The sequence below is a fragment of the Acinetobacter sp. ASP199 genome (assembly GCF_022700675.1).
GTDB lineage: Bacteria > Pseudomonadota > Gammaproteobacteria > Pseudomonadales > Moraxellaceae > Acinetobacter.
On the sequence record NZ_CP062182.1, the window covers coordinates 954,726 to 975,007 of the forward strand.

Here is a 20,282-nt window from a genome sequence, read left to right on the forward strand (position 1 = left end):
TACTGACAATGGGAACTTACATACTTAAGCGGCTCTTGCTGATTATCCCGACTTTATTTTTGATCTTGCTGATTAATTTCATTGTCATTCAGATTGCTCCGGGTGGACCGGTAGAGCAGGCCATTCAACAGGCAGAAACTTTTCAGGGCATGGGCGGAACCACAGGTGCAGAAACGGCACAGAGCAAAAGTAGCTATCAGGGTGCCAAAGGTCTGAGTGATGAGATGGTGGAAAAGATCAAGGCCCAATACGGTTTTGATCAGCCCGCTCATATCCGTTTTTGGGAAATGTTGAAAAGTTATGTGCAGCTAGATTTTGGAATCAGTTTCTTTAAAGATAAACCAGTAACCACGTTATTGTTGGAAAAATTACCAGTTTCTCTGTCATTGGGGTTATGGAGCACCTTGCTGATTTATCTGGTCTCGATTCCACTGGGGATTCGAAAAGCGCGTCAGCATGGCAGTCTGTTTGATAAATCCACTTCCATGCTGCTCGCTGTGGGTTATGCCATTCCGGCTTTTGTCTTTGCCATTTTACTCATCGTATTTTTTGCCGGCGGTTCCTATTTTCAATGGTTCCCACTGCAAGGGTTGGTATCGGAAAACTTTGCTGAATTATCTTTGTTAGGGAAAATTAAGGATTACTTCTGGCATATGACCTTGCCATTGCTGGCGATGGTGATTGGTGGTTTTGCCGGGCTGACTTATCTGACCAAATATTCTTTTATGGAAGAGCTGAGCAAACAGTATGTACTTGCAGCACGTGCTAAAGGCTTAAACGAATCGCGTGTACTGTATGGGCATGTTTTCCGAAATGCCATGCTGATTGTCATCGCGGGTCTGCCGGAAGCGCTGGTCGGGATTTTCTTTGTCGGCAACCTGTTTATTGAAATCATTTTTAATCTGGATGGTCTGGGGCTGCTTGGCTTTGAAGCCATTGTGCAACGTGATTATCCGGTGATTTTTGGGACCTTGTTTATCTTTACTTTGCTTGGGCTGATTCTGCGTTTGATCAGTGATGTGATGTATCAGGTGATTGACCCGCGGATTAACTTTGAATCGCGAGGTGCCAAATAATGTCACCGATCATGCAGGCGCGTTTGCAGCGTTTTAAGGAAAATAAACTGGGCTTCAGCTGCTTTATTGTCTTTATCATTATTTTTATTTTGTCCCTTGGTTCAGAACTGATTGCTAATGATAAACCGTTGCTGGTGAGATATGACAGTTCACTGTATATGCCGGCATTTAAGACTTATCCGGAAACCACCTTTGGTGGGGTATTTGAAACTGAAGCAGATTATAAAGATCCCGTCGTCCAGCAGTTAATCAATGCCAAGGGTTGGGCATTGTGGCCGCTGATTGAATATTCCTACCAGACACCAAACCTGGAACTGGCAGTGCCAGTACCATCTGAACCTACCTCACAAAACTGGCTAGGGACTGATGACCAAGGTCGTGATGTGTTGGCGCGAATCCTTTACGGCCTGCGAATATCTTTATTATTCGGCTTTGCATTGACCATTGCATCGGCTCTGATCGGTATTATTGTTGGTGCGATTCAGGGCTACTATGGTGGCTGGATTGATCTGGCAGGACAACGTGTTCTGGAAGTCTGGGGTGGCTTGCCAATGCTATTTATGGTGATGATTCTGGTCAGCATGTTTACCCCAAATGTGTATTGGCTGTTCCTGATCATGCTGCTGTTTGGCTGGACCACACTGGTCGGTCTGGTGCGGGCTGAATTCTTAAGGGCACGTAATTTTGATTATGTCCGTGCCGCGCGTAGTCTCGGTGTTTCTGATCGCGCGATTATCTTCCGGCATATTTTACCGAATGCCATGAGTTCAAGTCTGTCACAGCTGCCATTTATGCTGACTGCTAATATTACCGCTTTAACCGCATTGGATTTTCTCGGTTATGGCCTGCCACCTGATGCAGCTTCACTGGGTGAATTGCTGCTACAAGGCAAGAATAATCTGAATGCGCCGTGGCTGGCTTTATCCGGCTTCTTTACGCTGGCCATTGTTCTATCTTTACTGATCTACATTGGGGAGGCGACGCGTGATGCATTCGATCCAAGACGTCAATAACGCAACACCGTTGCTACAGGTCGAAAATCTGCAGATCCGCAGTTCAGAACAGGTCCTGGTCCAACAGCTGAGTTTTGAACTGTCTGCCGGGCAGACCTTAGCGATCGTCGGTGAAAGCGGTTCAGGTAAATCCATCAGTAGTCTGGCAATCCTGGGCTTATTGCCAAGAAATCTTCAAGTACAAGGACAGGCCTTACTTGACGGACAAAATCTACTAGCCCTGACTCAAGCTCAATTACGTCAGATTCGTGGCAAGAAAATTGCCATGATCTTTCAGGAGCCGATGACGGCACTGAATCCCTTGCATCGGGTAGAAAAGATCATTGGCGAAACCTTGTTGCTACAGGGATGGTCCAAAGCCAAGACAAGAGAAAGGGTTCTGGAGTTGCTGAAGGATGTTGGTATTCCTGACCCGGAAGATAAACTTAAGCGTTATCCACATGAGCTTTCTGGTGGTCAGCGCCAGCGCGTGATGATCGCCATGGCATTGGCGTTAGATCCAGATATTCTGATCGCTGATGAGCCCACTACAGCACTCGATGTCACCTTGCAAGCCCAGATTTTACATTTGCTCAAATCCTTACAGGAGAGTCGGCAGATGGCGATGATTCTGATCAGCCATGACCTGAATCTGGTGAGGCGTTATGCTGATCAGGTGATTGTCATGAACAAGGGCAGTGTTGAAGAGCAAGGTGAGGTCGAGAAAATCTTTAATTCACCACAATCAACTTATACCCAAGACTTGCTCAATCATGATTTTGGTCAAGCGCTGCCTTTAGAACAAACCGAAACCTTGCTCGAACTCAAGCAGGTAGAAGTCAAATTTCCTATCAAACAGGGTCTACTGAATCGGGTTAAGGATTATGTAGTTGCTGTCGAGCCGCTCGATTTAACTATGCTGCAAGGACAATCGATTGGTGTGGTGGGAGAAAGTGGTTCAGGTAAAAGCTCGCTTGCTTTAGCCATAGCACGATTGATTGAAAGCCATGGTCAAATCCTTCTGGAAAATCAGGATTTGAATCAATTGTCTGAAAAAGCCTTAAGGCCATTACGTAGTAATTTCCAGATTGTCTTTCAGGATCCATTCAGCAGCCTGAATCCGCGTATGACCATTGAACAGATCATTGGCGAAGGGCTTGGTTTAAGGGCGATGACCAATGAGCAAATCCGGAGTCGTGTCGAGGAGGCTTTAACACGAGTAGAGCTGCCAGCAGCTTTTAAAGACCGCTATCCGCATGAGCTTTCTGGTGGCCAGCGTCAACGTGTGTCATTGGCACGGGCATTGATTTTACGCCCAAAACTTTTAATTCTAGATGAGCCGACCTCTGCGCTGGACCGCACTACACAACGTGCAATTGTGAAACTGTTACGCCGTATTCAACAGGAAGAAGGGATTAGTTACCTGTTTATTAGTCATGACTTACAGGTAGTACGTGCACTCTGTCAGCAGGTTTTGGTACTACATCATGCTCAAGTCATGGAGGTTCAGGAAACCGAACAATTATTCCTGCATCCACAAACTGAGTATACCCGTCAGCTGATTGCAGCCAGCCAGTATTAAAACTACAAATTTCTTCAGATGAAATTGACATGGGTCATTGTCAATTTCTTGCTGACAGGTTATAACACCGACAGAATAAAAGTATAATTTTTAGGAAAAAGCATGACACAACTGGCAGATTCGATTCAGATTCGTAATACCACTTTTAAAAACCGCATCATCAAGGGTGCTATGAGTGAGGCGCTCGCCAATGATGCTGGTCAGCCCAATGAATCACATTTAAAACTCTATGAAGCCTGGGCTAAAGGCGGGCTAGGCTGTGCGATTACTGGTAATGTCATGGTGGATTTCCGTGCCAAGAATGAACCGGGTGTTGTAGTCGCTGAAACAGAACGTGACCTGGAAAAACTCAAGGCTTGGGCAGACGTTGGCAAACGTTACGGTATGGTGCAACTGGTACAGTTGTCACATCCGGGGCGTCAGTGTCCGAAAGGTTTGAATCGGGAAACTGTAGCACCATCGGCAGTGCCATTTAGTCCGGCACTGGCGGTCAGTTTTGGTACGCCACGTGAACTGCGCGAAGATGAAATTCTGGATATTATCCAGCGTTTTGCAACTTCAGCTGCAATTTGTGAAAAAGCAGGCTTTGAGGGCGTACAGCTCCATGGTGCGCATGGCTATCTGATCAGTCAGTTCTTATCTCCCCTGACCAATAAACGTCAGGATCAGTGGGGTGGCAGTATTGAAAACCGCACTCGTTTCCTCTTGGAAATCTATAAGGCAGTGCGTGCTGCAACTTCTGAAAATTTTATCATTTCTGTCAAATTAAATTCGGCTGATTTCCAGCGTGGTGGTATTACCGAAGAAGATGTAATCTATGTCTTTAAAGCCATCGATGCGGCAGGGATTGACCTGATTGAGGTGTCCGGCGGTACTTATGAGGCGCCAGCAATGGCAGGCGCCAAAGCGGATAAACGTAAAGCTTCCACGATTGCTCGTGAAGCCTATTTCCTGGATTTTGCCGAAAAAATCCGTCAGGAAGTAAACTGCCATATTATGGTGACTGGTGGTTTTAGAACTGCTGCTGGTATGAATGCCGCACTTGAAAGTGGTGCCTGTGACTTTATTGGTATTGCCCGTCCGTTTGCGGTAGAAACGGATCTGGGGCAGAAGCTCGTGGCAGGGCAGGATGTACGCTATGCCGTAGAGAAGATTAAAACCGGTATTCCAATGATTGATAAAATGGCAATCATGGAAATCATCTGGTATGCCGCGCAGTTTAAACAGATTGCTCAAGGCAAGCAGCCAAATCAGAAACTGTCGCCATTAAAAGTTTTCCTGCATTATCTCAAAGACAATGTCACTGCTGTGATTAAAGGGCAGATCAATTCACGTAAATCTGCCTAACCTGATCTAAATATAAAAAGGCACCCTAAGGTGTCTTTTTAAATGCCGTAGAATTAGCTGAATTGTACCGCTTGGGTCTGGAAAGGAAACAGGATTTTAGAGACCTGTTGTGTCGCCCAAAGTCCAGGCTGCTGATAATGACAATGTGGTGCGACATAAGGGGTAAGAATCTCGAGTTTTTCTTCAGTATTTTCACAACGCTTTAGATGCAAGCGCAGTTCTTCCAGTTTATGTTGCTCTTGCCGGCTCATTATCGGTGTTTGCGTCCGTAGCTGATGTGAAGAAAGCCTTCGAGCCAGTTCCGGACCCTGAATCCAGTCACGAATCATCTGTTTCTCTGTGGCATTAAATACGCCAAACATTTTGCCATCTGGATCATCAATCAGTTTCCAGAAACGGCTTTGCTCTACAGGTTGTCCGCGTTGAATCCAGCCTTTATCCATCATTATCTGTAGAAAATCCTGAATCTGTTCAGGCTGTGATAACCATTCATTGAGGGTCTTGCCGCCAAACTGGCATTTCTGGTTATGAATGTACTGACCAATTAAAGCCTTCTGCTGGAACAGTTTCAACACCTGGGCATCGAGATTCAGTTCACGCACGATCTGGGTAGAACTTTTGCCTATATCATTGAGCAGGTAACCCTGTTTGACCATTTTCAAATAATGCTCTGGATGTTCTGCGGAACGGTACAGGTCCAAGAAAGCTTGCAGGGATTTTTGCGCATGTCCATTATGTGCATTATCAATCGTGATATGTACATTAAAGTAATGCGGATTGATGCCGAGTTCAGCCAGTTCATAATTGGTAATCAATAAATGTAGCGGTAATTGTTCATAGCCCAGATTAAAGCCAATCACCAAAGGTAAATATTCCGCTGGTGCATAAGCCAAGGCCAACTGGACGGCAGCCTGTTCATAGTGGCGATCATCGAGCTGTTCGCTATAGGCAGTGAGTTCATAGTTATTCAGCAGGTCCTGATACATGGTGACATGGTTGGCTTGTGGATGACCTAGCCCCAGTTCTTCCAGATAAATATGAATCAGGTCTTTCAGCGCAGGCTGATCTGCATGTTCCAGGGTGGAGTATAACCATGAGCCATCGACCATTTTCGTAGGCGCAACACGGTAAAGAAATTCAAACGCATGCGATACCGTAGCAAAGTATTCACGTTGCCCGCCTTGTTTGCGGCGGTTGAGATAGTCCTGAAATATGCCACAAATCTTATGATGTTCTTCTAAAAAATGCGTAGCGGCACGTTCGGGTTGGTCGAGCCAGCGCATAGAACTCAGATCGATGTGCTGGATTAACCGACTGAGGTATTGTTCTGCCGAATCTGTTTTTGTTTTTTTAGAGATTTGCTCATCCAGAAAAAAATTCACCCAATCTTTGAAGCTTTTATTTGGTTGTTGAGCAAGATTTTCAAATGGGGGTGCAGTTAAACAAAACTCCGTACTCGTGAACATAATCTTATCCTTGCATATTGGCTCCTAACTTACCTTAGCCTTATGTAAAAGGTCAGATGTTTGGTTTTTGTTCGATTTTATGGCGGAAAATACAAGGGCTTTGCAAAAGTGCGTAAATTTTTAGAGGTTTATAATTTTGAATACATGGTAAAAATAAATTAAATTGAAGGCAATAAAAAAGCCCAGGTCATAATGCCTGAGCTTTTTTATGAGAAGATCATTTTAAGATAATCATCTCGAATATGGCGTCCCTACGGGGATTCGAACCCCGGTTACCGCCGTGAAAGGGCGATGTCCTAGGCCTCTAGACGATAGGGACAGTACAGAAGATAAATTTTAAAACCCTTACTTTTAGCTTGAAGTAATGGCGTCCCTACGGGGATTCGAACCCCGGTTACCGCCGTGAAAGGGCGATGTCCTAGGCCTCTAGACGATAGGGACTTAATAAAATGTACTTCTGAAAATTGGCGTCCCTACGGGGATTCGAACCCCGGTTACCGCCGTGAAAGGGCGATGTCCTAGGCCTCTAGACGATAGGGACGTTTCAGAGGTGGGCGTATAATAGGGTGAAAAAAGGGGGGTGTCAAACGCATTTCTGCACTTTTTCGGGTTTTTTGAATCGAGTGCATAAAATTAAAACAATCTTAAGAAAATACTTGAAAAATACATGGTTTAAGCCGGATTTTTAAGCAATTCCAGAATGGCTTCCACCACCTGCGGATGGAGTAAATAGCCGGTAATATCATGTGGACGGTGAATATGCGTACGAATGCCGTGATTAATAATTGCAGGTTGAAACTGAAATGGCGGTTGTTTAAGAGGAAGGGCGGTGAGAAAATCATCAGTTGAATAGAAATTTATCCAGTCGCCTGTAATTGCAGCAGGTCGTACAATCGGTTGTGGTAAATGTGACTGGATCACCTGGAAGGCTAATGGCGATCCTAAAGTAATAAAACGCTGTACATTCAGTTCCGGATGCTGGATGAGATGATTATAGGCAATCACACTGCCTAGAGAATGAGCAATTACAATACAAGGTTGGCGACCATTCAATTGCCGTGCAATCCGCTCATGAACTTCCTTCATGAAACCAGGATTGTCGAGATACAAATAGGTTTCAATGAGAAATTTCTGCAGCAGGCTACGATGCAGACTGGGAAAATAATTGAGTAATAATACAAAGTCCCGAAGTGCAAAATTTTTGCTCAGTGTGGTAATAAATTTGAATTTCTGTTTGAAATTCATTGAGTCCTTCAGATTGAACTGGGGAAGATCGGAAATCACGGGTTTGCGCCAGCCAGGACGTGGAACTGGTGCAGGAAGCTGAGGCTGAACAGGCTTACGAAAACGAAAACTGGGCCATTGCTGTGGCATCAGGGTGCCAGCATTGAGGATGTTGCGAACGTTATAGCGTGAAAGCAAGTCCCCATAAAATGGAATATGGATGTGACGTCGTAAATAACTGAATCTGGCATCATGACGATGTTTGCGAATGCCTTTTTGAAGTATATGCAGCCAGCGCTGGCGGATCGATGCAGCGCTATGATGTTGCTGATTCATTCCATGAATAAAAATAACTTTCATCGATACCTCACGGAGGTCGATCTATATATTCACAGTATAGAGAAAATTACCGCAAGCCAAGCTGCACTTTTTGTGGTGTTAATGTGTAAATTTCTTCGATAAAACAATCATTAACAGACAGTTGTATATTTATAAAAAAGGCAGAAAAAGCAGTAAATTGACGGGTGCGGATTAAGGATTTTACTGGATAGAAAAAAGATACGAATAGAACGGTAAAAGTTGAATCCAGATTTTTAAGTCAGTCCTAGATTAATTCCAGCAGTGTTTTGATAACGTCCGGATGCTGAAGATAACCATCAATATCATGCGGATGATAGATGGAGGTACGAATTTTCTGATTAATAATTGCCGGCTGAAACTGAAAGGGTGGTTCTGATAATGGGAAGGCAGTCAGAAAGTCGTCGCTACAATAGAAATTGATCCAGTCACCCTTAATTGCCTCCGGTCGGCGAATGGGTTGTGGTAGGTGTTCCTGGATCATACGGAAGGCCATGGGTGATCCCAGCGTCATAAAACGCTGCACATTTAATTCCGGATGTAAAAGCAGATAATGATAGGCAATCACACTGCCTAAGGAGTGGGCGATCAGCATACAGGGTTTATTGTCATGCAGCTGCTGGCCAATACGCTGGTGAACTTGCTGCATGAATCTGGCATTGGCCAGATAGGAATATGTTTCGATCAGGAATTTTTTGACGAGCGTATCATGCAGATGGGGGAAATAATTCAGCAAGACCATAAAATCCCGTAAGGCCGTATTTCGGCTTAAGGTAGTAATGAATTTCAGCTTCTGGTTGAAGGTCAGAGCATCCTCAACATTTAATTCAGGAATCTTACAAGTTTCAGGTGAATACTGATGGAAATGTGGCGGTGGCGGTTGGGATTTAAGTGGATGGCGCAAGGGAAAATGTGGCCAGTCTTGTGGCATTAAGGTACTGGCGTTCAATACATTATGTAAATGATGCCGTAACAGTAAATCCCCATAAAACGGGATGCGAACATGGCGTTTGAGATAGGCAAAACAGGCCTGTCGATGTGACTGTTCCAGACCATGTTTAAGCAAACTTAGCCAACGTTGCCTTAAAGAAGCAGAACTAAACTTCTGCTTGTTCATCCCGTGGATATAAATAATTTTCATCGACACATCGCTGTGGCTGCCTGAAACATATTCAGTATAGATAAAAAAAGAGCAGCCGGAGCTGCTCTTTTGTTAGCGTTAAGATTTAAGCTTTATTGTGATAGAACTTGTAGTAGCTGGCATAGCAAAGTCCAATAAACACCAGACAGCCAAAGAAGCTGATACGCATTGTTGGATCAAATACCATACTGATACAGGTGAGCAGACAGAACAGGAAGCCTAGAATCGGTACGATCGGGAACAATGGTGCAGCGAATTCAAGATCCTTTGCAGTTTTGCCCTGTTTGTACCACTCACGGCGGAAGTTGAACATACTGAGACAGATACTCATCCAGACCACCACCATGGTAAAGGCAGCAATACCCAACAGGTTAGTGAAAATGGTTTCTGGCGCAAACTGTTCAGATAACAGACCTGGCATACCACCGATCATGGTCACGATCACTGCAATGTAAGGAATACCGCGTGCATTCACTCTTGAGAACATTGTTGGTAATTGTTTGCTATAAGACAATGACCACATCATACGAGAAGCAGCAAATAGACCTGAGTTTGCAGCAGACAACAGCGCAGTAATAATTACAAAGCGAATGACATCTTCAGCGTATGGAATACCAATGTGCTGGAATACGGTCACGAATGGACTACTACTTACGCCTTCAGCAGCAAGACCTGCTTCTTGATGGGGTAATAGACAGGTCACCACGACAATCGTACCTACAAAGAAAATCAATAGGCGAAAAATTGCGGTATTGATGGCTTTCGGTACATTTTTGGCAGGATCTTTGGTTTCACCAGCCGCTACACCAATCAGTTCTGTACCTGAGAAGGCAAAGTTGACAATTAGCATGGTGGTGAAGATCGGGAGCAGGCCTTCAGGGAACCAGCCCTGAGCTGTCAGATTGGTAAACAGTGGCGCCGTTTCCTGACCTGCATAACCCAGTACACCAAAGATGGCTAACAAGCCCAGCAGGATAAAAGCAATAACGGTGATCACTTTAATCAACGCCAGCCAGAATTCGGATTCTGCAAACCAGCGGGTCGAAATCATATTCAGTGTAAATACAAGGGCACCAAAGACCAGTGTCCACATCCACATGGAACTGTCCGGGAACCATTCCTGCATCAATAAAGCTGCAGCGGTAAATTCGGTTCCCAGTGTCACTGACCAGGTCAGCCAGTATAACCAGGTAATGGTATAGCCTGTGCCCGGACCGATATAACGTTTGGCATAAGCACCAAATGAACCAGATTCAGGCATATGTACGGCAAGTTCGCCCAGACATAGCATAACCATGTAAGCGATGATACCGCCAAGGAGATAAGCAAGAATGGCACCTACAGGCCCCGTCTGTGCAATGACTTCACCCGACCCTAAAAATAGGCCAGTCCCGATTGCGCCACCAAGCGAAATCATGACCAGATGTCGAGTACTCATAGCGCGTTTTAAAGGCGCAGAATTGCCCTGATGCGAAGCATCATTCGGAGATGAGTGCATAGGAAATAAAAAAAACTTCAAAAGGAATGAAGCGAGCTATTGTAGTGAAAAACTACAAATCTGCAATGGAATAATAGTAAATTTCAATTAGTGCTGATCGGAGATGATCAAGATGGCGTCCCTACGGGGATTCGAACCCCGGTTACCGCCGTGAAAGGGCGATGTCCTAGGCCTCTAGACGATAGGGACGTTGCGAGGTGATGGCTATATTAAGGACTAAGCCAGGTTTTGTCAAAAGGCTTTTTGCTAAAAATGTATTAACAGATTAAACATTAAACAAAACAAGAACTTTATTTTATCAGGTGATTGTTATTGCAGCAAATGACTGAAATATAAATAAAAAAGTAAACCTGACTTAAGTGAGGTTCACTTTTGAAGAAAAGTTTAAATTTCATGAGAGAAATAAAGGCGCTATTTTAAGTTTGATTTATATGAATATTTGCAATTAATAAGGATATTCAAATGAATATTCATTTTTTATTTAGAAGGTAAATACAGGTGCAGATCACTGTAATTAGTGATCTGGCGTCTGATATTGCTCAGTTGGTATTTTTTCTGCAGGTGTAGTGACTGTCTTAGTTTCAGCAGCTTTATTATCATCACGGTTGACAATATAAATATACAGCATTGAAGGAGCCAGAATAAGTAAAACAATCAGGAGTTTCTTGAACATAATGAAAAATGATAAATCTTGAACTTGTTTTGATTATAGCCTAAGCAGATTGGAAAGGGCACTAAAGTAGCGTATTCGCAAAACTAAAATTGAAATGAATAATTAAAAACTGGATATTCTTGATGAATAAGAATAAAACTGAAAGAGAGAAGCAGAATAGATGGCGTCCCTACGGGGATTCGAACCCCGGTTACCGCCGTGAAAGGGCGATGTCCTAGGCCTCTAGACGATAGGGACGTTTAGAAGATGGCGGTATCTTATTGATCCGCCACTAAAGTGTCAAGGAGGTGTGGGGTGAGTTTGTTTAAAATATAGCAAAACAGTTCAGCTGTCTTCTGTGTGTCATATAACGCAGAGTGGGCTTCTTTGCCATCGAACTCAATTCCGGCCTGAATACAGGATTTTGCCAGTACGGTTTGACCAAACATCACCGCGCTTAAAGTCACTGTGTCAAACACAGAAAAGCTATGAAACGGATTCTGGTTTTTGGTCCCTGTACGTGCAATCGCTGCCTGTACAAAGCCTAAATCGAAATGGGCATTGTGACCCACCAGAACTGCATGAGTACAGTTTTGCTGGCGACGTACTTCATTGACAGATTTAAAAATGCGTTTTAACGCAGTTTTCTCATCTTCGGCCATCGCAATACGCATCGGATTAGAGGGATCGATCCCAATAAAGTCCAGCGAACGGCGGTCGAGGTTTGCCCCTTCAAACGGATTAATATGTGCATGGTAAGCTTGACCAGGCACAAATTCACCTTTCTCATTAAAAATAATAGGAATGGCAGCGATTTCCAGCAAGGCGTCAGTTTGTGCATTAAAGCCTGCTGTCTCTACATCGACAACAACAGGCAGGAATCCACGGAAACGTTGACCAATGACTGGGAGAGTTTCATTTGTCACACTTTTCTCCATTGAATGGTTTTACCCGCATATAACGGAATAATTTGTTCACCATCCAAATAGTCCAGACTCTCAGGAATCACTTGATCTTGTTTTACCAAGGTAATGGTATTGGTATTGCGAGGAAGGCCGTAGAAATCAGCACCAAAGTGGCTTGCAAAACCTTCCAGACGGTCAATTTTGCCGACCTGATCAAATGCCTGAGCATAAAGTTCAATTGCAGTGGGCGCACTATAACATCCTGCGCAACCACATGCATTTTCTTTGGCGTTTTTTGAGTGCGGCGCACTGTCAGTTCCAAGGAAGAACTTGGGATTACCGCTGGTCGCGACTTCAAGCAGGGTTTGCTGATGTGTTTGACGTTTCAAAATCGGCAAGCAGTAGAAATGAGGTTTTACACCGCCCACCAGCATGTCATTACGGTTGAACAATAAATGTTGAGGCGTAATTGTTGCAGCCACATTACGGTCTTGTTCCAGCACAAAGTTTGCCGCTTCACTGGTGGTGATATGTTCTAGCACCAGTTTCAGCTTCGGGAACTGCTTTAATAATGGGGAAAGCACTTCATCCAGGAAACGTTTTTCACGATCAAAAATGTCGACGTGGTTATGCGTGACTTCGCCATGTAGCAATAAAGGCACCTGATGTTCTTCAAGTTGCTCAATCACGGCATAGACTTTAGAAATATCGCTTACACCGCTATCCGAGTTTGTGGTCGCACCAGCCGGGTAAAGCTTGATAGCATTCACATGCTCAGATTCTTTGATTTTTTTGACTTCTGCAGGTGAAGTATTGTTGGTGAAGTACAACACCATGCGTGGATCAAAGTTTAAGCCTTCAGGCACATGCGCCATGATGCGTTCACGATAGCTGTTTGCCTCTTCCACGGTTTTTACTGGCGGAACCAGGTTTGGCATACAGATTGCGCGGGAAAATTGTTGAGCTAAATCAGGAACAGTACGCTTAAGTGCTAGACCATCACGTAGGTGAGCGTGCCAGTCATCTGGCTGGAGAATCGTAATCGTATTCAAGGCGAATTCAATCAGAGAAATAATATGAATGATAATGCATCTATGCTGAAAATGGTAATGTGAAATACTGACAAAAGATGCATTAACTATGAATTAATTTAAAAAAGTATGTTATTTTAAAAACATTAAAAAAATTACATACATGCTTGCCATGGAATATAAATACAATTTAGCGAAACTGCAGGATCAAAAGGAAAAAGTCGAAGAACTTATTGCTGGGCAGAAATTAAGCCGAGTTTTTCCACAACCTCTTGAAGATGAATTCTGGACTAAAAATCTGGAACGTGCCCGTAAGCACGCCGATCGGTATGTCTGGGCGGGACTATTAATCTATTTTGTCGGTATGCTTATTCTTATTCCGACCGATTACTGGATCATCGATAAACAATATTTTGTTCATGATTTTGCACTATGCTTATTGGGCATTATTAATGGTGGAATCAGTTTATTTGTCTTCTATTTGTTTTCCAGTTTAGAGAGATTAAAACCCTTTTTTCAGCCAGCTTCATTGATCCTGATTTTCTGGGCACTGGTTTCAATTTCATGCCTGACCATGTCTATCCAGACAGCTGCCTTACAACATCAGTCTATGGCAATTGTCACCATTATTTATGTGCTGGGTTATATTCTTACCGGTGTGAAGCCGATTCAGATGATGGTGACTGGTGTATTGGCAGCAGGAACCACGATTATTTGCCTGATACTGATTGGAGCGAACTTTAATCCCTTGGTATTTGGCAGAATTTTGTTGGGCAGTTGCCTGCTGGGTTTTGTGATTAGTCATATGATTTTTGCACGTGAACGGATGATTTTCCTCTATTCCATGCGGGCGCGGATCAGCGAACAGATTCATCGGATTCATAATACTGAACTGTTGCACCTGAGCCAGCATGATGAACTGACCAAAATCTCGAATCGTCGTACTTTTGATGAAATGCTGGAAATTTATTTTTCTACCGCTCAGCGTAAAGAAAGCTCCTTGGCTATTCTGTTTATCGATGTGGATTTCTTTAAAAACTATAACGATTTTTATGGGCATCAGAAGGGCGATGACGTCATTTCGAATATTGCCAAGACTGTCAAAAATGCCATTCGACATATGGATTTTGTGGCACGTTATGGTGGGGAAGAGTTTGTGGTGCTGCTTCCAGAAACCGATGCACACGGGGCTTATGCAGTGGCATCCAATATTTTCAAAGCCATTGAACGTTTGGAAATTCCACATGAAAAATCTTCGGTTGCAAAACATATCACCATCAGTTTAGGCATTACTGTCTATCGTGGTGAAGAAGATATTGATAAAGATGCATTATTGGGCATTGCAGATCAGGCGCTGTACCGTGCCAAGCAACTGGGGCGCAATCAGATTTATTATCAGAGCATTGCTTCAGCAAGTTCAAACCCGATGCATACCAGTTAAATATTTTCTGAATAACAGATAATAAAAAAACCGCTCATTTGAGCGGTTTTTAATCAGATAAAAATTAGTTTTTGTCTTTTAGTTGTGGAACAGCAGAAGCTGTACCGACTGCAAGTAAACCAGACTGAGTGTAGATACCCAATTTTGCACGTGTATCTGTAATGTCCAGATTACGCATCGTCAATTGACCAATACGGTCCATTGGAGAGAACATTGAATCACCTTTTTCCATTGTCAAGCGTTCAGCTTCGTAAGTCAGGTTTTCAGATTCAGTGTTCATGATCGTGTAGTCATTACCACGACGAAGTTCTAAAGTCACAGTACCTGTGATTGCTTTAGCAACCCAACGCTGGGCAGTTTCACGAAGCATAAGCGCTTGAGAGTCGAACCAACGACCTTGGTAAAGCAGACGACCTAAACGTAAACCGTTGATGCGGTATTGTTCAATCGTATCTTCGTTATGAATACCTGTCACAAGACGCTCGTAAGCGATGTGAAGAAGTGCCATACCCGGAGCTTCGTAGATACCACGAGATTTCGCTTCGATGATACGGTTTTCGATTTGATCCGACATACCTAGACCATGACGACCACCGATACGGTTCGCTTCAAGAATGAACTCAACTGGATCTTCGATACGTTGACCGTTGATTGCAACAGGGAAGCCTTCTTCAAAAGTAATCGATACTTCTTCAGGTGCGATTTCAACGTCGTCTTTCCAGAACGCAACGCCCATGATTGGATCAACGATTTTGATACCCGCATTGAGGTATTCAAGATCTTTCGCTTCGTGAGTCGCGCCAAGCATGTTTGAGTCAGTTGAATATGCTTTTTCTTTTGACATTTTGTAGTCAAAACCGTTGTCGATCAGGAACTGTGACATTTCTGCACGGCCGCCTAATTCGTCAATAAAGGTTTGGTCTAACCAAGGCTTATAGATTTTAAGCGCAGGGTTGGTCAACAAACCATAACGGTAGAAACGCTCGATGTCGTTACCTTTGTACGTAGAACCATCGCCCCAGATGTTTACGTCATCTTCTTTCATTGCTGTAACAAGCATCGTACCTGTTACTGCACGACCCAATGGAGTCGTGTTGAAGTAAGGGACACCACCAGTCGAGATGTGGAACGCGCCACATTGAATTGCAGCAATACCTTCTAATGCAAGCTGTAAACGGCAGTCGATTAGACGTGCTTTCACTGCCCCATACGCTTCAGCTTTCTTTGGAATTGCATCGTAATCATCTTCATCAGGCTGACCCAAGTTTGCAGTATATGCATATGGCTCAGCGCCTTTTTGTTTCATCCACAAAAGTGCAGCTGAAGTATCTAGACCACCAGAGAAGGCAATACCAACTTTTTTGCCTACAGGTACATTCTGTAAGATAGTTGCATTATCAGACATTGTTAATCCTAAAATAATATAGGCACCACTTATATTGGTGGCCAAGGAGAATTTTGAATGCAGATATTGTAACACCTTTCAAATGGCAAGTTTTCGCAAAAAAAATGCAAAATCTAAAAAATAGACAAAAAAATAAACAATCTAATGCAAAGAGAGCTATCAAAAATGGCCTTGAATTGGCCAAATCCAGGGTTTTAAAGCGGGCTAAGACTAAAGTTCTATAGGCTTCATTTTATCTCAACCTTTGCTTCTCTCGACTTGTTAAATACCGGATGTTGCTTAGCTTTCGCTCATATTGAATCTCATCTTTTAATATATAAAATTGGTCATACCAATTATATTTTAATGATTTAACTATTGCGGTATTTTAAATATTTTATTAATTTAGCTACCTAAAAGACTGATATTGGTCTGCTTAATTCTAAATTGGTCATACCAATAATCTTTTGGACATGTCCTGTAATGAAATAACAAACAAGCATTTCAAGGAGTAGAGAATGCTTCAACAGTGGCAACAAATTTACGATCCAATCGGAAATATCTGGATTTCCAGCGCGATCGCCCTCATCCCAATCGTATTCTTTTTCCTTGCTCTTGCTGTTTTCAGAATGAAGGGCAGTGTAGCAGGAACGATTACTGTGGCTTTGGCATTTCTGGTGTCAATGTTTCTCTACAAAATGCCAGTCACTATGGCATTGGCTTCCATGGTCTATGGGTTCTTCTACGGCTTGTGGCCGATTGCCTGGATTATTATTGGCGCCGTATTCCTTTACAAGATTTCAGTGAAGACCGGTCAATTTGACATTATTCGCTCATCGATCCTGTCATTAACCGAAGACCAGCGTTTACAAATGTTATTGGTCGGCTTCGCTTTTGGTACTTTCTTGGAAGGTGCTGCAGGCTTTGGCGCACCGGTTGCGATTACTGCTGCATTATTAGTAGGTCTTGGATTTAAACCGCTGTATGCTGCGGGTTTATGTCTGATTGTGAATACTGCACCTGTGGCTTTTGGTGCGATGGGAATTCCGATTATTGTCGCTGGTCAGGTATCAGGCGTAGACACCATGGAAATCAGCCAGATGGTAGGACGTCAATTGCCAATCATGGTACCCATTGTACTGGTGTGGATTATGGCAATCATGGATGGCTGGCGTGGTGTGAAAGAAACCTGGCCTGCAATTTTAGTCGGTGGTGGTTCTTTTGCCCTGGCGCAGTTCCTGACTGCTAACTATGTGGGTCCTGAATTACCCGATATCACTGCAGCGATTGCATCTTTGGTGAGCTTAACGGTATTACTCAAGTTCTGGCAGCCAAAACATATTTTCCGTTTTGATAATGAACAACAGGTCGATAGCAATATTGCTTTGGCAAGCCAGCAAAAATATAGCATCGGTCAAATTATTAAAGCATGGTCGCCATTTGCGGTACTGACTGCCATGGTAACTTTATGGAGCATCAAACCCTTTAAAGATCTGTTTGCCAAAGATGGGGCTTTAAGTGATTTAGTAATTTCCATTAAAGTGCCTTTCCTGCATCAAATGATCCAAAAGTTGCCGCCGGTGGTCGCTGAAGCGAAAGATTACGACGCGATCTATAAATTTGACTGGTTATCGGCGACGGGTACAGCGATCATGATCGCTGCAATCATCACCATCATTTACTTAAAAATGAAACCGAAAGAGGCTGTGGCGACCTTTGCGGAAACGGTAAATGAACTGAAAACACCAATTTACTCAATTGGTATGGTATTGGCGTTTGCTTTTATTGCCAATTACTCAGGCTTATCGGCAACCTTGGCGTTAGCCTTGGCACATACTGGACAAGCCTTCACATTCTTCTCGCCATTCCTGGGTTGGGTCGGTGTATTCCTGACAGGGTCTGATACTTCAGCAAACGCATTGTTCTCGGCTTTACAGGCAACCACGGCTCAGCAGATCGGTGTACCTGAAGTATTGCTGGTGGCAGCGAATACCAGCGGTGGTGTAACCGGTAAAATGATTTCACCACAATCGATTGCAATTGCCTGTGCCGCAGTAGGTCTTGTCGGTAAAGAATCGGATTTATTCCGCTTTACCGTAAAACACAGTATCACCTTCACGGTGATGATCGGTATCATTATCACCTTACAAGCTTATGTGTTCCCATGGATGATTCCATAACACCATACTGAGGGCGGTGCAATGAAAGTCTCTGATAAAGTCGTACAAAGTCTGCGTAGTCTGATTGAAAAAAATCATATGCAGGTCGGGGACCGTTTGCCCGCAGAACGTAAATTATGTGAGCAGTTAGGCGTGTCGCGCTCTTCGTTGCGAGAAGCGCTGCAGCATCTGGTTAGCCAGGGCATGCTGGTGAGCCGTGTTGGTGCCGGTACTTATTTGCAGGAACTGCCGAATCACTGGTCACAGCATCATATTGTGCAGCCTTTAAGTGACCTGATGGATGTCGATCCTGAATACCGTTTTGATGTTCAGGAGTCTCGTCTGATTCTGGAGGGCGGTACAGCCTGGTATGCAGCACAGCGAGCCACACCCGATGATATAAAAAAAATCAGACAGTGTTATGACCAGATTGCACATTATCAGCTGTTGGGTGATGACGATGAGGCAGCTCGCGCGGATGCCCGTTTTCATCTTGCGATTGCCGAGGCATCGCATAATGTGGTGCTGATCCAGTTGATGCGCAGTCTGTTCGACCTGCTGCAATTTAATGTGGTACTCGGACGACGCAAGGTCTATTCCGAGGCCCACCGTTTTGATCAGTTGCAGGACCAGCACTTTAAGGTGATGGCCGCAATTGAGCGTCAAGATCCAGAAGCTGCACGTCAGGCAGTTTGTGGACACATTGAGTTTGTCATTCAGCAAGTACGCACGATTGATGAGGATGAAGCCCGTCAGCAGCGTATGAGCCGATTAAACAGGATCTAAATTATGATTATCTCTTCTGCAAATGATTACCGTGAAGCCGCACGACGTCGTCTTCCACCATTCCTGTTTCATTATATTGATGGTGGGGCTTATGCAGAATACACGCTGAAACGCAATGTAGAAGATTTATCAAAAGTAGCGCTGCGTCAACGTGTCTTGAATGACATGTCAGCACTAAATCTGGAAACTAAATTATTTGATGAAACCCTTTCGATGCCGGTGGCCTTGTCACCTGTAGGCTTGACCGGTATGTATGCACGCCGTGGGGAAGTGCAGGCAGCAGTTGCGGCAGACCAAAAAGGGATTCCATTCACTTTGTCGACGGTATCTGTGTGTCCAATTGAAGAAGTGGCACCAGCGATCCAGCGCCCAATGTGGTTCCAGCTCTATGTCCTGCGTGACCGTGGCTTTATGAAAAATGCCTTGGAACGTGCCAAGGCGGCTGGCTGTTCAACGCTGGTCTTTACCGTGGATATGCCAGTGCCGGGTGCACGTTACCGTGATGCGCATTCCGGCATGAGTGGACCAAATGCAGCGATGCGCCGTTATATGCAATCTTGCATGCATCCGCACTGGGCCTGGAATGTCGGCTTAATGGGTCGTCCACACGACTTGGGCAATATCTCGAAATACCTCGGTAAACCGACAGGCCTTGAAGATTATATCGGCTGGTTGGGTGCCAATTTTGATCCGTCTATTTCCTGGAAAGATCTGGAATGGATCCGTGACTATTGGGATGGTCCGATGGTGATCAAAGGGATTCTGGATCCTGAAGATGCTAAAGATGCTGTACGTTTCGGTGCGGATGGCATTGTAGTATCCAACCATGGTGGTCGTCAGTTAGATGGTGTGTTATCTACCACACGTGCCTTGCCACCAATTGCTGATGCGGTAAAAGGTGAACTGAAAATTCTGGTCGACTCTGGTATCCGTAATGGTCTGGATGTGGTGCGTATGCTGGCAATGGGTGCGGACACCTGTATGCTCGGTCGGGCCTTCGTTTATGCACTGGGTGCTGCAGGCGGGGCAGGTGTCAGCAACCTTCTTGATCTGATTGACAAGGAAATGCGTGTTGCCATGACCTTAACAGGTGCCAAGACCATTGCTGACATTACACAGGATTGTCTGGTAAAGCTCGATCGCGAAATTTCACAATAAAACCAATCAGGATGACCACTCTAAATCGTGGTCATCCTAGAGCAATTCGGAACAACAGAATTACGGCTATTTCATCTATTCAA

The 20,282-nt window shown here is 44.2% G+C and carries 17 protein-coding genes and 5 tRNA genes; 9 read left to right on the top strand and 13 right to left on the bottom strand.

The features are described from left to right. Positions 1–8 precede the first annotated feature (8 nt). The 4 genes from yejB (at position 9) to IHE35_RS04470 (ending at position 4,997) form a co-directional block, all read left to right on the top strand. A complete protein-coding gene (gene yejB, locus IHE35_RS04455) occupies positions 9–1,076 on the top strand; it encodes a microcin C ABC transporter permease YejB (RefSeq protein WP_242789479.1) in 1,068 nt (355 codons plus the stop codon). Continuing rightward, complete coding sequence (locus IHE35_RS04460) at positions 1,076–2,089, top strand: ABC transporter permease (RefSeq protein WP_242789480.1); 1,014 nt, start codon at positions 1,076–1,078, stop codon at positions 2,087–2,089. The genes yejB and IHE35_RS04460 overlap by 1 nt, the downstream gene beginning before the upstream one ends. Further along, the gene (locus IHE35_RS04465) at positions 2,064–3,650 is read left to right on the top strand and encodes a dipeptide ABC transporter ATP-binding protein (RefSeq protein WP_242789954.1); all 1,587 of its coding nucleotides are present in this window, start codon (positions 2,064–2,066) and stop codon (positions 3,648–3,650) included. The genes IHE35_RS04460 and IHE35_RS04465 overlap by 26 nt, the downstream gene beginning before the upstream one ends. 102 nt (positions 3,651–3,752) lie before the next feature. Continuing rightward, positions 3,753–4,997 (top strand): NADH:flavin oxidoreductase/NADH oxidase family protein, encoded by a 1,245-nt coding sequence (locus IHE35_RS04470; protein ID WP_242789481.1) that lies wholly within the window; start codon positions 3,753–3,755, stop codon positions 4,995–4,997. Between the two features lie 53 nt (positions 4,998–5,050). Here IHE35_RS04470 and IHE35_RS04475 read toward each other — a convergent pair whose 3' ends face one another. From IHE35_RS04475 to pyrC, 12 genes are all read right to left on the bottom strand, one after another. After that, the gene (locus IHE35_RS04475; RefSeq protein ID WP_242789482.1) at positions 5,051–6,463 is read right to left on the bottom strand and encodes an iron-containing redox enzyme family protein; all 1,413 of its coding nucleotides are present in this window, start codon (positions 6,461–6,463) and stop codon (positions 5,051–5,053) included. A gap of 243 nt (positions 6,464–6,706) precedes the next feature. Next, positions 6,707–6,782, bottom strand: a tRNA-Glu gene (locus IHE35_RS04480). 46 nt (positions 6,783–6,828) lie between these two features. Then, a tRNA-Glu gene (locus tag IHE35_RS04485) sits at positions 6,829–6,904 on the bottom strand. Positions 6,905–6,928: 24 nt separating this feature from the next. Continuing rightward, positions 6,929–7,004, bottom strand: a tRNA-Glu gene (locus tag IHE35_RS04490). A 131-nt stretch (positions 7,005–7,135) separates the two neighbouring features. Beyond that, on the bottom strand, positions 7,136–8,047 hold the full coding sequence (locus tag IHE35_RS04495; protein ID WP_242789483.1) for an alpha/beta hydrolase: 912 nt from the start codon (positions 8,045–8,047) through the stop codon (positions 7,136–7,138). 244 nt (positions 8,048–8,291) lie between these two features. Then, on the bottom strand, positions 8,292–9,185 hold the full coding sequence (locus IHE35_RS04500) for an alpha/beta hydrolase (protein WP_242789484.1): 894 nt from the start codon (positions 9,183–9,185) through the stop codon (positions 8,292–8,294). Between the two features lie 85 nt (positions 9,186–9,270). Next, positions 9,271–10,683, bottom strand: coding sequence for an amino acid permease (locus IHE35_RS04505; RefSeq protein ID WP_242789485.1), 1,413 nt, complete (start codon positions 10,681–10,683; stop codon positions 9,271–9,273). Between the two features lie 113 nt (positions 10,684–10,796). Then, a tRNA-Glu gene (locus IHE35_RS04510) sits at positions 10,797–10,872 on the bottom strand. Between the two features lie 325 nt (positions 10,873–11,197). Beyond that, a complete protein-coding gene (locus IHE35_RS04515) occupies positions 11,198–11,356 on the bottom strand; it encodes a hypothetical protein (protein ID WP_242789486.1) in 159 nt (52 codons plus the stop codon). 161 nt (positions 11,357–11,517) lie between these two features. Then, positions 11,518–11,593: transfer RNA gene (locus IHE35_RS04520), tRNA-Glu, on the bottom strand. A gap of 20 nt (positions 11,594–11,613) precedes the next feature. Further along, the gene (gene rnt / locus IHE35_RS04525; protein ID WP_099337003.1) at positions 11,614–12,273 is read right to left on the bottom strand and encodes a ribonuclease T; all 660 of its coding nucleotides are present in this window, start codon (positions 12,271–12,273) and stop codon (positions 11,614–11,616) included. After that, on the bottom strand, positions 12,258–13,292 hold the full coding sequence (gene pyrC / locus IHE35_RS04530; protein WP_242789487.1) for a dihydroorotase: 1,035 nt from the start codon (positions 13,290–13,292) through the stop codon (positions 12,258–12,260). The genes rnt and pyrC overlap by 16 nt, the downstream gene beginning before the upstream one ends. A 151-nt stretch (positions 13,293–13,443) precedes the next feature. On the opposite strand from pyrC, the gene IHE35_RS04535 reads away from it, so the two are divergent. After that, positions 13,444–14,712 (top strand): GGDEF domain-containing protein, encoded by a 1,269-nt coding sequence (locus IHE35_RS04535; RefSeq protein ID WP_242789955.1) that lies wholly within the window; start codon positions 13,444–13,446, stop codon positions 14,710–14,712. Positions 14,713–14,776: 64 nt separating this feature from the next. On the opposite strand, the gene argG is transcribed toward IHE35_RS04535, so the two are convergent. Beyond that, a complete protein-coding gene (gene argG, locus IHE35_RS04540) occupies positions 14,777–16,132 on the bottom strand; it encodes an argininosuccinate synthase (RefSeq protein ID WP_242789956.1) in 1,356 nt (451 codons plus the stop codon). Between the two features lie 38 nt (positions 16,133–16,170). Between argG and IHE35_RS04545 the strand changes: the two genes are divergently transcribed. From IHE35_RS04545 to lldD, 4 genes are all read left to right on the top strand, one after another. Then, a complete protein-coding gene (locus IHE35_RS04545; protein WP_242789488.1) occupies positions 16,171–16,341 on the top strand; it encodes a hypothetical protein in 171 nt (56 codons plus the stop codon). A gap of 273 nt (positions 16,342–16,614) precedes the next feature. Continuing rightward, a complete protein-coding gene (gene lldP, locus IHE35_RS04550) occupies positions 16,615–18,276 on the top strand; it encodes an L-lactate permease (protein ID WP_180013902.1) in 1,662 nt (553 codons plus the stop codon). Between the two features lie 21 nt (positions 18,277–18,297). Further along, a complete protein-coding gene (gene lldR / locus IHE35_RS04555) occupies positions 18,298–19,041 on the top strand; it encodes a transcriptional regulator LldR (RefSeq protein ID WP_004893693.1) in 744 nt (247 codons plus the stop codon). A 3-nt stretch (positions 19,042–19,044) separates the two neighbouring features. After that, positions 19,045–20,199, top strand: a complete 1,155-nt coding sequence (lldD, locus tag IHE35_RS04560; protein WP_103800404.1) for an FMN-dependent L-lactate dehydrogenase LldD — start codon at positions 19,045–19,047, stop codon at positions 20,197–20,199. Positions 20,200–20,282 lie beyond the last annotated feature (83 nt).

Excerpts from the sequence above, each read along its gene's own strand:
- yejB (WP_242789479.1), top strand. The coding sequence starts at position 9 with ATGGGAACTTACATACTTAAGCGGCTCTTGCTGATTATCCCGACTTTA.
- IHE35_RS04460 (WP_242789480.1), top strand. The coding sequence starts at position 1,076 with ATGTCACCGATCATGCAGGCGCGTTTGCAGCGTTTTAAGGAAAATAAA.
- IHE35_RS04465 (WP_242789954.1), top strand. The coding sequence starts at position 2,064 with ATGCATTCGATCCAAGACGTCAATAACGCAACACCGTTGCTACAGGTC.
- IHE35_RS04470 (WP_242789481.1), top strand. The coding sequence starts at position 3,753 with ATGACACAACTGGCAGATTCGATTCAGATTCGTAATACCACTTTTAAA.
- IHE35_RS04475 (WP_242789482.1), bottom strand. The coding sequence starts at position 6,463 with ATGTTCACGAGTACGGAGTTTTGTTTAACTGCACCCCCATTTGAAAAT.
- IHE35_RS04495 (WP_242789483.1), bottom strand. The coding sequence starts at position 8,047 with ATGAAAGTTATTTTTATTCATGGAATGAATCAGCAACATCATAGCGCT.
- IHE35_RS04500 (WP_242789484.1), bottom strand. The coding sequence starts at position 9,185 with ATGAAAATTATTTATATCCACGGGATGAACAAGCAGAAGTTTAGTTCT.
- IHE35_RS04505 (WP_242789485.1), bottom strand. The coding sequence starts at position 10,683 with ATGCACTCATCTCCGAATGATGCTTCGCATCAGGGCAATTCTGCGCCT.
- IHE35_RS04515 (WP_242789486.1), bottom strand. The coding sequence starts at position 11,356 with ATGTTCAAGAAACTCCTGATTGTTTTACTTATTCTGGCTCCTTCAATG.
- rnt (WP_099337003.1), bottom strand. The coding sequence starts at position 12,273 with ATGGAGAAAAGTGTGACAAATGAAACTCTCCCAGTCATTGGTCAACGT.
- IHE35_RS04535 (WP_242789955.1), top strand. The coding sequence starts at position 13,444 with ATGGAATATAAATACAATTTAGCGAAACTGCAGGATCAAAAGGAAAAA.
- lldP (WP_180013902.1), top strand. The coding sequence starts at position 16,615 with ATGCTTCAACAGTGGCAACAAATTTACGATCCAATCGGAAATATCTGG.
- lldR (WP_004893693.1), top strand. The coding sequence starts at position 18,298 with ATGAAAGTCTCTGATAAAGTCGTACAAAGTCTGCGTAGTCTGATTGAA.
- lldD (WP_103800404.1), top strand. The coding sequence starts at position 19,045 with ATGATTATCTCTTCTGCAAATGATTACCGTGAAGCCGCACGACGTCGT.